The 13,197-nt window shown below is 63.4% G+C and carries 8 protein-coding genes; 4 read left to right on the top strand and 4 right to left on the bottom strand.

Annotation, left to right across the window (positions count from 1 at the left end; all coding sequences use genetic code 11):
- Positions 1-15 precede the first annotated feature (15 nt).
- From AC1D10_RS01750 to dnaK, 4 genes are all read right to left on the bottom strand, one after another.
- Positions 16-612, bottom strand: a complete 597-nt coding sequence (locus tag AC1D10_RS01750; RefSeq protein ID WP_477268566.1) for an NADPH-dependent FMN reductase — start codon at positions 610-612, stop codon at positions 16-18.
- A gap of 226 nt (positions 613-838) precedes the next feature.
- Positions 839-1,441, bottom strand: a complete 603-nt coding sequence (pmtA, locus tag AC1D10_RS01745; RefSeq protein ID WP_477268564.1) for a phospholipid N-methyltransferase PmtA — start codon at positions 1,439-1,441, stop codon at positions 839-841.
- 115 nt (positions 1,442-1,556) lie between these two features.
- Positions 1,557-2,687, bottom strand: a complete 1,131-nt coding sequence (gene dnaJ / locus AC1D10_RS01740) for a molecular chaperone DnaJ (protein WP_378919643.1) — start codon at positions 2,685-2,687, stop codon at positions 1,557-1,559.
- Between the two features lie 213 nt (positions 2,688-2,900).
- Complete coding sequence (gene dnaK, locus AC1D10_RS01735; protein WP_379093904.1) at positions 2,901-4,817, bottom strand: molecular chaperone DnaK; 1,917 nt, start codon at positions 4,815-4,817, stop codon at positions 2,901-2,903.
- Between the two features lie 213 nt (positions 4,818-5,030).
- Here dnaK and AC1D10_RS01730 point away from each other — a divergent pair, with 213 nt between their 5' ends.
- The 4 genes from AC1D10_RS01730 to AC1D10_RS01715 all read left to right on the top strand — a co-directional run bounded on the left by AC1D10_RS01730 (position 5,031) and on the right by AC1D10_RS01715 (position 13,145).
- On the top strand, positions 5,031-7,271 hold the full coding sequence (locus AC1D10_RS01730; RefSeq protein ID WP_477268561.1) for a hypothetical protein: 2,241 nt from the start codon (positions 5,031-5,033) through the stop codon (positions 7,269-7,271).
- Between the two features lie 10 nt (positions 7,272-7,281).
- Complete coding sequence (locus AC1D10_RS01725) at positions 7,282-11,133, top strand: DUF7929 domain-containing protein (protein WP_477268559.1); 3,852 nt, start codon at positions 7,282-7,284, stop codon at positions 11,131-11,133.
- A gap of 199 nt (positions 11,134-11,332) precedes the next feature.
- A complete protein-coding gene (gene rpe, locus AC1D10_RS01720; protein ID WP_477268557.1) occupies positions 11,333-12,010 on the top strand; it encodes a ribulose-phosphate 3-epimerase in 678 nt (225 codons plus the stop codon).
- Positions 12,011-12,398: 388 nt separating this feature from the next.
- On the top strand, positions 12,399-13,145 hold the full coding sequence (locus AC1D10_RS01715) for a GntR family transcriptional regulator (protein ID WP_477268555.1): 747 nt from the start codon (positions 12,399-12,401) through the stop codon (positions 13,143-13,145).
- The last annotated feature ends 52 nt before the right edge of the window (positions 13,146-13,197 follow it).

Genomic DNA, 13,197 nt, shown 5'->3' with positions numbered 1-13,197 from the left:
GCATGGTATCGGCGATCACGCCTCGATCCGGGTGGACAGCATGCGCGATGTTTCGATCAGCGTGCGGCATAGGTGCTCCATCGATTTGTACAGTCTTTCGTCGCGGAAATTGCCGTCCTCGTCGAAGGCGCTGCCGCCCTCGGGCACCGAGCATTCCGGTGTCACCACCTCCATCTGGCAGCGCACCAGCACGGCGCGCAGATGGTTGATGCAGCGGATACCGGCAAAGTGGCCGTTGGAGGACGAGCAGAGGCCGGCCACCTTGCCGGCAAGCGGCCTGACCGTCCGGCCGCCATCCCTGCGCACCCGGCTTACCCAGTCGATCGTGTTCTTGAGCAGCGGCGGAATGGAGCCGTTATATTCGGGCGTGGCGATCAGCAGCCCGTCATGGGCGTTCACCAGGCGGCCGAGTTTCAGGGCATTTTCGGGAACGCCTTTTTCCTTTTCCAGGTCCTCGTCGAGGATTGGCAGGGGATAGTCGGCGAGCGTGATGCGGGTCACCTCGGCGCCCTGCATGGCGAGCTCCTTTTGCGCCACATCGGCCGTCCTGCCGCTGTAGGCGCCGCTGCGCACCGAGCCGGCGAAGACGAGGATTTTCGGGATCACTGCCATTGGCCAACCTTGTTCCCGGACAGGTACAGCCAGAGACCGCTCAAATCAACGCACCGGTCCAAAAATCGAAACCGATTTTGGCGGCATGCGTGAAGGGTGTGTTGAAATTCAGGTCAGGCCGAGCCGAAAATGGTGGCTTCCGAGAAACGGAGCGGAGCGTACTTTTCGCACGTGAGCACCGGAAGCCGCCGATTGCAGGCCGGGCTCACCTGAATATCGGCACACCCTAAAGCGCTTCGCGCCGGTAGATCCATAGCTGTGTCGGCGGGATGTTGCGGAAGATGAAATCGAAATGCTTGACCGTGTAATCACCACGGCCGGCTGGGATCGGCGACATCGGGCCATAGGTCAGCTGCACGATCGGCCGGCCGACCGGGATGCGGTCGAGCAGGCTCTCGATATAGGCGATGCGCTGGGCGACCGGAAAATTGAGCAGCGGTACGCCGGAAACGACGGAATCGAAGATCATCCCGCTCTTGTCGCCAAGCGTGGCGTTGAGGTTGAAGGCATCGCCCTCGATGACGTTGACGCCGGGATAGAGCTGCCGCAGGTGGCGGACGAAATCGGTGGAATATTCGACCGCGTAGAGGTTTTCAGGCCGCACGCCCTGGGCCAGGATGGCGCGGGTGATGACGCCGGTGCCGGGACCGACCTCGAGCACCGGCAGGCCGGATTTCGGATTGACGATCGAGGCCATCTTGCGGGCGGTGATCGAGCTGGTCGGCACGATCGAGCCGACCGTCTTCGGCTTGTCGATCCAGCCCTTGAAGAATTTGAGTTCGTCGTCGAACTTTTCGGCAAGCGCCTTCCGCAGTCCGGGACGTGTCATGCAAGCTCTCCTCAACTCTCCCCGCAAGTTACTTAACACCTGAGCGGCGCAAGGCAAGGCAAGGCGGCGCCGATGTCGTGGATAAGATAACTTTCGTCGCGTCTCGAGATATGCATCACCGCTCGCCGAAGGACTCGAAGAAATCCTTCATGCGAGCGAAAAAGCCGCTCGATTGGGGCGAATTGTCCTGCGAGGAGAGCTGTTCGAACTCCTCCAGCAGCTCGCGCTGGCGGCGGGTGAGGTTCTGCGGCGTCTCGACCGCGGTCTGGATGTAGAGGTCGCCGACATTGGGCTGGCGCAGCACCGGCATGCCCTTGCCCTTGAGGCGGAACTGGCGTCCGTTCTGGGTGCCTTCCGGCACCTTCACCTTGGTCTGCGTGCCATCCAGCGTCGTCACTTCGAAGGAACCGCCAAGGGCGGCCGTCGTCATCGAGATCGGCACCTTGCAGTAGAGATCGGCGCCATCGCGCTGGAAGAACTCGTGCGGCTTCACCGCCAGGAAAATATAGAGGTCGCCTGACGGCCCGCCGCGCAGGCCGGCCTCGCCCTCATTGGCAAGGCGGATGCGGGTGCCGTCCTCGATGCCTGCCGGGATGTTGACCGACAGCGAACGCTCTTCGGTGACGCGGCCCTGGCCGGCGCATTTCGGGCATGGGTCCTTGATGGTCTGGCCGCGCCCCTGGCATTGCGGGCAGGTGCGCTCGATCGAGAAGAAGCCCTGCGTGGCGCGCACCTTGCCATGGCCGTTGCACATCGAGCAGGTGACAGGCTGGGTGCCGGGCTTGGCGCCGCTGCCCGAGCATTCCGAGCAGGAGATCGAAGCCGGCACGCGGATCTGCGCTGTCTTGCCGGCAAAGGCCTCCTCCAGCGAGATCTCCATATTGTAGCGCAGGTCGGCGCCGCGCTCGCGGCCGCCCGACGAGCGGCGCTGGCGCCCGCCCATCATGTCGCCGAAAATATCCTCGAAGATGTCGGCGAAGCCACCGGCGCCAAAGCCTTGCGCACCGCCATTCATCCCGCCCTGCTCGAAGGCCGCGTGGCCGAAGCGGTCATAGGCGGCGCGCTTCTGCGGGTCCTTCAGCGTCTCGTAGGCTTCGTTGATTTCCTTGAACTTGTGCTCGCAGGAATGATCGCCGGGGTTGCGGTCGGGGTGGAACTGCATGGCGAGCTTGCGGAAAGCGCTCTTGAGCTCCTTCTCGTCGGCGCCTTTCTGGACACCCAGCGTTTCGTAGAAATCAGCTTTCATTTTTTCCCGCTGTCCGGATGCTCAACGTCTTGAAGCATTGTTGCGTCTTTTGCCGGCACTGACGTTTCGATTTAGGTGCGATGGAACCGCGATGCCAGTGTCGACGCGGCTTTGCTCGCAATTTTTTGGCGAGGTCCGTGCTTTTTCTGCAAGGGGTTGCAAAAAAGCCCGGCCTTGCGCCGGGCTTTCAGCATTATCTTGCCGTCAAACGGTTCAGGCCGACTTCTTCTTGTCGTCGTCCTCGTCGATTTCCTCGAAATCGGCGTCGACCACGTCGGAGTCCTTGGCGGCGTCCGCCTTGGCGTCGGCTTCCGCGGCTTCCTTCTGCGAAGCCTCGTACATGGCCTGGCCAAGCTTCATCGAAGCCTCGGCCAGCGCCTGCGACTTGGCCTCGATGTCGGCCGCGTCGTCGCCTTCGGCCGCAGCCTTCAGCGCCGTGATCGCGTCTGCGATCGCCGTGCGGTCGGCTTCCGAGACCTTGTCGCCATATTCCTTCAGCGACTTCTCGGAAGAATGCACCAGAGCTTCGGCCTGGTTGCGGGCCTCGACCAGCGCACGCCGCTTCTTGTCGCTCTCGGCATTGGCCTCGGCGTCCTTGACCATCTTCTCGATGTCGGCGTCAGAAAGACCACCCGAAGCCTGGATGCGGATCTGGTGCTCCTTGCCGGTGCCCTTGTCCTTGGCCGAAACGTTGACGATGCCGTTGGCGTCGATGTCGAAGGTGACCTCGATCTGCGGAACGCCGCGCGGCGCCGGCGGAATGCCGACCAGGTCGAACTGGCCGAGCGCCTTGTTGTCGGCGGCCATTTCGCGCTCGCCCTGGAAGACGCGGATGGTCACGGCCGACTGACTGTCCTCGGCCGTCGAGAACACCTGGCTCTTCTTGGTCGGGATCGTCGTGTTGCGCTCGATCAGCCGCGTGAACACGCCACCCAGCGTCTCGATGCCGAGCGACAGCGGCGTCACGTCGAGCAAAAGCACGTCCTTGACGTCGCCCTGCAGCACGCCGGCCTGGATGGCGGCGCCGAGTGCGACGACCTCATCCGGGTTGACGCCCTTGTGCGGCTCCTTGCCGAAGAACTGCTTCACGATCTCCTGGATCTTGGGCATGCGGGTCATGCCGCCGACCAGGACGACTTCGTCGATTTCGCCAGCCTTTAGGCCGGCATCCTTGAGCGCCGCCTTGCAGGGGTCGATGGTGCGCTGGACGAGGTCGTCGACCAGTTGCTCGAACTTGGCCCGCGTCAGCTTCAGCGTCAGGTGCTTCGGCCCGGTCGCATCGGCGGTGATGAAGGGCAGGTTGATCTCGGTCTGCGTCGTCGACGACAGCTCGATCTTGGCCTTTTCAGCCGCCTCTTTGAGGCGCTGCAGGGCCAGCTTGTCGTTCTTCAGGTCGATGCCCTGTTCCTTCTTGAACTCGGCCGCCAGGTACTCGACCAGGCGCATGTCGAAATCCTCGCCGCCGAGGAAGGTGTCGCCATTGGTCGACTTCACCTCGAACACGCCGTCGCCGATCTCGAGCACCGAAATGTCGAACGTGCCGCCGCCAAGGTCATAGACGGCAATGGTCTTGCCTTCCTTCTTGTCGAGGCCGTAGGCGAGCGCGGCGGCAGTCGGCTCGTTGATGATGCGAAGCACTTCCAGGCCGGCGATCTTGCCGGCGTCCTTGGTTGCCTGGCGCTGGGCGTCGTTGAAATAGGCCGGAACGGTGATGACCGCCTTCTCGACCTTCTCGCCGAGATAGGCTTCCGCCGTTTCCTTCATCTTCTGCAGGATCATGGCCGAGATCTGGCTGGGCGACTGCTTCTTGCCGCCGGCCTCGACCCAGGCATCGCCATTGTCGCCCTTGACGATCTTGTAGGGGACAAGCTTCTTGTCCTTCTCCGTCACCGGATCGTCATAGCGGCGGCCGATCAGGCGCTTGACCGCGAAGATGGTGTTTTCAGGATTGGTGACCGCCTGGCGCTTGGCCGGCTGGCCGACGAGACGTTCGCCGTCGCCGCTGATGGCGACGATGGAAGGCGTCGTGCGCGCGCCTTCCGCATTCTCGATCACCTTCGGCTCCTTGCCATCCATGATGGCGATGCAGGAGTTGGTGGTGCCGAGATCGATACCGATTACTTTTGCCATTTTTCTAGTCTCTCCGCTAAGCAGGCTCTCAGGACCCGTACAGGCGTTCCGACGAAAGCCCCTGTTCACAAGAAAATCCGTTCCGGCAACCGGCGTTCCGGCGCCGAACGGCTTGGCGCGTATATAAGAACAGGCGGCATCGCGCGCAAGCATTCTGCGCAAGGCTTCCATGAACCTTTCCACCGCCGCCTGCGACTGATGTCCAGGTGCCGCATGGTGCGGCCCGGAAAGGAAGCCCCCATGACCAGTAACCCAGAGGCTCTGCGGTCTCCGGGAACGACAGGAGCTCGGCGCGACCACCGCCTTCGGGACGGGGTCGATGCGCTGGGCTTTCTGCTCATTCCGTTGACCCTGCGTAAGAGCAGGCGTATCGTGAGGTTGAGGAAAGCAGACAATTCGATCAGGGAAGAACGTGCCGGACCACCGCGCCTTGCCCTGTTTTGCGCGGCAAGGCCGGACGTTTCTCCCGTGGCTAACGGGGGTAGCTTCATGTCTCGCGTCCGCGGCACGTTCGTGTCTTCTCTTGACGGCCGCGTGCGCCGGGCCATGCGTCCAGGCGGATTGCTGGCGCTGGCGCTCGCCGCCATTCTGTGGCTGGGTGGCGCCGCGCAGGCGCAGGACAGCCAGACCCAGATCATCTATCCCGGCTCGATGGCGGTGACCGGATTTTCCGGCACCATCATTCCCAATTTCGACGAGGGTCTGCCGCCCGGCGTCGATCCGGTCGACGAAACCTTCATCGACACCACGCGCGCCACCTTGCGCGTGTTCGACGTCTCGCATCTCGGCGGGCCGGCCGCGGGCCAGCTCGTCTTCACGCCGCCGCCCTTCGAGGTTACGGCCGAACAGATCGGCCAGGTGTTCGGCCTCACCTATGATGACGGCGTGCGCGACGGTGTTCCGTCCGGCATTCCCAATCTTTATGCCGGCGCCACCTCGCTGCACGGCATCCGCATCGTCACCCCGGATGCCGACGACGATGGCAGGCCGGAGCGGCAGCGCCGCGGCACTGCCGGCGCCACCTTCATGGAAGGCCAGTTCGGCACCGAAAACGGTGGCGGGCCGGGCACCGTCTGGAAAATCGACGGCATCACCGGCCAGGTCTCCAAGTTTGCCGACATCGACACCAACAGCGGTCCCGGCGTCGGCAATCTCACCTTCGATCCCATCCACCGCCAGTTCTTCGCCTCCGACCTCGACACTGGCCTGATCCATCGCATCGACGCCGACGGCCGGCTGATCGACAGCTTCGACCATGGTGTTGCCGGCCGTCCGGCGCATGGGCTGGCTCCGCTCGCCGACGATGGTTCGGTGATGGACATACAGGGCGCGGCCTTCGACAGCGAAGACCCCGACAGCTGGGGCTACACGCAGGACGAGCGCCGCGTCTGGGGCGTCTCCTATCATGGCGGCCGGCTCTATTATTCGGTCGGCGAAAAGTCTGAAATCTGGTCGGTGGGCATTGCCCGCGACGGTACCTTTGCCGGCGACCCGCGCTGGGAACTGACGGTCAAGGCCGACAAGGACTACGCCGTCACCGACATCGCCTTCGACAACAGCGGCTTCATGTACCTGGCCCAGCGCGGCCCGGTCGAAAACCGTTACGACTACAGCCAGTTCGCCGATTCCGGTAAGGGCGAGGTCATCCGCTACTGGCGCGAGAATCCGGACGATCCGGCGACGGAATCGGTCTGGGTCGAAGTGCCGCAGGAATATGCCGTCGGCTTCCCGCAAGGTAACCGGCAGTCGGCCGGCGGTCTCGACTTGCAATATGGCTATGACGCGGACGGCAATCTCGACACCTCGGTCTGTACGCAGACGCTGGTCAACACCGGCGACAAGCTGCGCGACAATCCGGCTCTCGCCGAGCAGCTCGCTACCGGTGGGCCGCTCGCCGTGCATGGCGTGCAGATCACGCCCAAGGAACTGGTCAAGCCGGCCAACGTGCCGCCCTTCGGCTCCTGGTTCGTCGATTTCGACGGCTATTTCGAAGATCCCGAAGTGGAAGGCCATGTCGGTGACGTCGCCGTCTGGCATCCCTGTGAGGGCCGCGCCGGCTATTATGAAGAAATCCCGGGCGGCTACCTGCCACCCTTCTATCCGCCGGACTTCCCACCGCCCGGCAATCTGCCCCCCTGTCTCGATGTCGAGGACGTCCAGTATTTCTGCACGCCTTCCGGTCTCGAGGCCGATCTCTATCTCCATGACCATGCCGGCTTCGGCGGCGATTCGATCAAGGCCCAGTCCAGGACGCCAGGCGTCGGGGTGACTTCCCCCATGTCGCATGCGCCCGGCACGCCATACACGATCGGCATCACCGGCCACTATCCGGGCGACACAGTCGATGTTGGGCTCTGCTTCTACAGGAAGTCCGACAAGGACAAGGGTGGCTACTACCCTTGCTGCAAGATGACTTTGCCGCTCAGAACCCCAGCCGTCAGCTGCGAACGTTGAGGAGGGGAAGATGAAAAATCTCGCACTTTCCCCGCTCGCGGCAAGCAACAAGTCAACCGTCATGGAGACGATCATGAAACCCCTGTCATACGCCAGGCGCGGCGCGCGCTGGCTGATGGCGGCCGGTATCGCGGTCGCCATGCTAACCCCTGTGCAAGGCTTCGCGGAAAGCGCCACGCCGATCAGTCCGGAGCTGAGGCTCGACCTCGACAACTCGCGCGTCGTCACTCCGGGGCCGGACTGGGTCGTGCCCTTCTTCACCAAGAAAGGCACTCAGAGGAGCTGCGACTATGTCGTCTTTTCCCTGAGCTTCGGCTTGCGCGGCGATCCGCAGGGCTTTGCCGACCCCAGCTTCGCGGCCAGACTGAAAAAAGCTCGGCTCGACTTCAGGGACCAGCTTCCGCACGGCCTTGAGATCGTCAACGTCAATGTGTCCGGCGACGGCACGGATGCGGCCGGCGGACCCCTGCCGGGTGCAACGATCAGCACATCGGCAAGTCCGAACGATACGGCGACGGTTTCCGATTTCCGGATTTCCGCCTCCGACCTCGACGGCGTCGGCGCTCCCAACGAGCGCGTCATCACCTTCCAGATCACGGCCAAGATCGACCATGCGGCGTTTCCTTCGCCGACGATCGTCGACAACCAGGGCATGATCAAAGTGACGCCGGAAGCCGGCACGGGGAGCATCATCCCGTCGCAGGATCCGAGCAAGCCCGACGACGGCGACTTCAAGACCGGAGAAAAGACCTCGATCAAGATCGACGTCACCAAGTGCAATCCGCCGCCGCCACCTCCCGGCAAGGAATGCTTCAAGGTGGAACGCGGCACGGTTGATTGCGTGCCCGGTGGCGGCGCCTTCATCTACCACATGCCTGTCGGCCCCGAGATGGGCGGCAAGTGGGTGCAGGTTTCGACGACAACGCCCGGCATCACCATCATCCCCGACACCCAATTGGTGCCGGCGGGCGGCGGCGTGCTCAACTGGAAGATCGTGGGTGCGTCACCCGGCGATGTCATCCACCTCATCGTCACCGGCATCGAAACCTATGCCGGCCCGAAGGAGGGCTGGGGCCTGTGCTGCACGCAGACCATCGACATCGTCATCCCGCGCGACCAGAGATGCCCGCCCAAGGACAAGGAACCTGACCTCAAGGTTGAAAAGCGCGCCGAAGTCCAGCGTTGCACGATGAGCGGCGGCTGCGACTTCACCATCAGGATCACCAATGTCGGCACCGGTGCCTATCACGGCAAGATCGTGCTCGATGAGGTGACGCTGCCGGCCGGCTCGACGCTGGATTCAGGGCCCAATCCGCCCTGGGTCTGCGTACCCGGCACCACCCCGATGACGTGCACCTATCCGGTGACCACGCTCAATCCGGGGGCCTTCGTCGACCTCAAGCTCGGCTTCAAGCCGGCTGGCGGCTGGCGAGGCAGCGTCCTGCGCAACTGCGCCGCCTACAACTATGCGGCCAGCGGCAAGCCGCTGTTCGGCAGCCAGTCGAACGATCGCGGCTGCGCCTCGATCCCGATCTGCCGGCGTGGCGATCGTGACCGCGAGTGCCAGCCACCGGTCGACAAGAAGGTCGACCTGATCCTCAAGAAGCGTGCCCGCACAGAGGTCTGCACGGCCGACGGCATCTGCACGTTCGTGATCGACATCATCAACAACGGCACCTTCACCTACAATGGGCCGCTGACGGTGATCGACAGCTATCCGGGCGGTGCGCCGGCCTCCTCGACCTTCGGCCCGACCCCGCCTTGGACATGCGGCCCGACCGGCCCCGGCCTGTTCCGCTGCGACAATGCGGGCATCTCCCTCGCACCGGGCGCCTCGACGCCGATCTTCGTCAAGGCGGTCATGCCGGCCGGCTACCAGTCGGACACGGTGGAGAACTGTGCCGAGGTGAAGGCCATTCCTGGTGAAAACGACCTCACCAACAACAAGGCTTGCGCCAAGGAACGCATCCGTCACCCCAATGGCGGCAAGCCCGCTTTGCGCATTACCAAGGTGTGCAATGGCTCGCTGGCCGGCGCCGCGGTCGTCTCTTGCCGCATCACCGTCGTCAATGCCGGCACGGCTGCCCCCACCGGTCCGGTGCGGGTCAACGACGCCGCCACGCTGGTGTCGGGCGGCGCGCCCGTCCAGATCCAGACCGTCACTCCCGACGGCGCGGAATGGGCGTGCGGACCGGTTCCGGCCAATGCGCTGTCGTGCCAGATTCCTGGTGCGGTCATGACACCCGGAACCAGCCGCCACTTCGACGTGACGGTTTCGGCGAACGGCGAGTTCGAGAACTGCGCGCGGGGTTCGTATGGTCCGGCGCCAGGCGACGACGTCGTCTATCCGATCGGCCAGGCCTGCGCCAAGGGCGGCGGCACTTCGACCATTCGCGTCGAAAAGACCGGCGACCGCGAATGCAAGCTCGGCCAACCCTGCACGTTCGAGATCACCATCACGAACGACGGTGCAAGTCCCTTCTCCGGTCCGGTTCGCATCGGTGATGCGATCGGCGTGGAGGGTCTCGGCCGGCTGGACGGCGTTGCGATCACCTCGATCGAACCGCCCTTCGGTTGCTCGCCGGAGCCGGCAACCTTGCCGCTGTCCTGTATTGCCAACCTGACGCTCGGCGCCGGGGAAAGCCAGGTGCATCATGTCACCGTGGTCATACCCGAAGACGGCCGCCTGGCCAATCTGCGGGGCAACGTCAACGGCCAGAACTGCGTCGGCGTCCTGTCTCCCGACACACGGGTGCAAGGCGGCGACGTGCTCCCCGGCGACCAGGCCAATGTGCAGGGCGATCGCGGCAAGGCCTATGCGTGCCACCCCTTCACCATCACGCATGAGGTGAAGAAGGAGTGCTCGCAAGGCTTTGTCATGAACGATGCCGGCCGGTGCGTCTGCCCGGCAGGCACCACCTTTCGCAACGGCCAGTGCTCACCCGACGGTGGTGTCATCGTCGAGCCAAAGCCGAAGCCCTGCGTACTGCTCGAAGGCCAGATCCGCACCGAGGACGGACGTTGCGTCTGCCCACGCGGAAGCGGGCTTGAAAACGGAAGATGCGTCAAGACTGACAAGCCCGAGCAGTGCACCATCCGAGGCCAAGTCCATAACTCTGACGGCAATTGCGTCTGCCCGAAGGGTACGGAAGTCAGGGGCAATGCCTGCCGACCGATCCGGCCGAAGCCTGAGCAGTGCATGATCCGAGGCCAGGTCCACAATTCGGAGGGCGATTGCGTCTGCCCGAAGGGTACGGAAGTCAGGGGCAATGCCTGTCGTCCGATCCGGCCAAAGCCTGAGCAGTGCACGATCCGCGGCCAGGTCCACAATTCGGACGGCGACTGCGTCTGCCCGAAGGGTACGGAAGTCAGGGGCAATGCCTGTCGTCCGATCCGGCCGAAGCCCGAGCAGTGCACCATCCGTGGCCAGATCCACGACGCCAACGGCAATTGTGTCTGCCCGAGGGGTACCGAGGTGCAAGGCAATGCCTGCCGGCGCAAGCAGCCGACGGTGGAGCAGTGCGAGATACGTGGCCAGGTCCACAACAAGCGCGGCGAGTGTGTCTGTCCGCGTGGGACCGAGGTGATCGACGGCGCATGCCGCAGGTCCAGGCCGCAGGTTGAGTGCGCACCGGGTTCGCAGCTGATCAACGGCCAGTGCCAGCCGATCATCAAGCGGCGCTGCCCGGTCGGGACAGTTGGGCGGTATCCAAACTGCAGGCCAATCCGCGGACAACCGTCGTTGGAACCGGGCCTGCTGAACCCGAACGTCCTGCAGCAGCTTTTGCCGCGGCGCAAGACGCAAAGCGACCAGCAACTGCAGGACGATTCGGCTGGAAACATCCAGAACACCAAGCCGTAACCGTCTGCGACACAGACCAGAACCCGCCGGATCTGATCCGGCGGGTTTTTGTTTGGATCGCGCCAATCGGCGCCAACACGGGCGGTGACGTTCTAGCCTGTGCAGCCGCGGCGCCTGCGCACTCGACAAGTCACCTGTGGCGCATTAGGCAGTCGATCCAGAGTGGCCGGATGAAGGGCGCTCGGAAAGGCCGCACCTAATGAGCAAAAAGACCTTGATCGCACCATCGGTGCTGGCATCGGATTTTTCCAGGCTCGGCGACGAAGTCGAGGCTGTGGTGGCTGCCGGCGCCGACTGGATCCACCTTGATGTGATGGACGGGCATTTCGTCCCCAACATCACTTTTGGGCCGCCGGTGATCAAGGCGATCCGCAACCGCACCAAGGCCTTCTTCGACTGCCACCTGATGATCGCGCCGGCCGACCCCTATCTGGCCGCCTTCGCCGAGGCCGGATGCGACGGCATGACGGTGCATGCCGAGGCCGGGCCGCATCTCGATCGTTCGCTGCAGACGATCAGGAACCTTGGTAAGAAGGCCGGTGTGTCGCTCAATCCGGCAACGCCGGAAAGTGCGGTCGAATATGTGCTCGACCGGCTCGACCTGATCCTGATCATGACCGTCAATCCGGGCTTCGGCGGCCAGGCCTTCATTCCGGCGATCGTCGACAAGGTGAAGCGGGTCAAGGCGCTGATCGGCGGCCGGCCGATCCGCATCGAGATCGACGGCGGTGTGTCGGCCGAAACCGCGCCGCTGGTCACCGCCGCCGGCGCCGACGTGCTGGTGGCAGGCGCTGCCATCTTCAAGGGCGGCAGCGTCGACGCTTACCGGCAAAATATCCAGGCGATCAGGACGGCAGCAGACAACGCAGCCGGCTAACCCATTGCGTTCATCTCGTCCTTGGCCCTCACGCTGGCCAAACGGCTCTCGTGCCGGGCACGCTCCGTCAGGATGATTCGCAAAGCATCGCGCCCCCGATGGGGGTCTGCGTAGATCCTTCTTTGCGCGCGATAGAAAGGACGATCGCGCGTGCACACAAGAACAGATGATCCTGCGTGCATACAAAACATGTTAAGTTTCCGAAGGTTGTAGAAATGAGCGGATTTGCTGGATCGAACAGCGAAACATCGCATATTTCTTCGTGCTTAAGTACAATAACGGTATCTTCAGCTTGAGCGTTAGCGGGCGAAGGCTGTAGAGTACACGTACGGAAGGGACTGCTTTCGGACTCGAATTGCCCAAACAGAATTGGGGACAAGGAGTCGCTTTGACATACGGAGCTGCCAATCTGAATGACGACGGCGCAGGACCCAAGAGCACGCTTGCCAGCACGGTCTATCACCAATTGCGGGACGACCTTCTCGGTGGAGTTCTTGAAGCCGAGAGCAAGCTGCGGGTCGAATGGGTGGTTTCCAAGTATGGGGCCGGCGCTTCCCCTGTCCGTGAGGCTCTCAATCGCCTCGCCTCGGAGGGGCTTCTCGGCAGGCACGACCAGCGCGGCTTCTTCATCATGCCCGTCAGCGCGTCGGAACTCGAAGAGCTGACGCGCACCCGTTGCTGGCTCGAGGAACGAGCGCTTCGCGAATCCATCGCTCACCGCACCGCCGAATGGGAAGAACAACTCGTACTGGCGTTGCATCGCCTGGGGCGTGCGTCACGTCTTTCGCAGGAGGATCTCTCTTCGCTCAATCCGGATTGGGAGAGGCTGCACCGCATCTTTCATCGGGTCCTGGTTTCGGCCTGCCGGTCGCAATGGCTGGTGGGCTTCTGTGAGCAGCTTTCCGATCACGCCTATCGCTACCGGCAAATGGCAAGTGACGGCGAAAGCGTCAAGCGCGACGATTTCGGCGAGCATCGCCTGATCGCCGAATGTGCGCTGGACGGCAATGCCGACGGTGCCGTCGAAGCCCTGATCAACCACTACCAGTTGACCGCTGCCATGTGCATGGAACGCTTCCAGCGAGGCGAAGGTCCAAAGGCGGTTGTCGGCAAGGCCGAACGCGCCCGGCGATAGCGTCGGTTCCCGGCACTCTTTTGCGGCCATTGCTCGCAACCCGTTGGTGCGG

This window comes from Mesorhizobium sp. P2_A8 (assembly GCF_056404935.1).
This window is presented reverse-complemented; position numbering and strand designations above follow the sequence as displayed.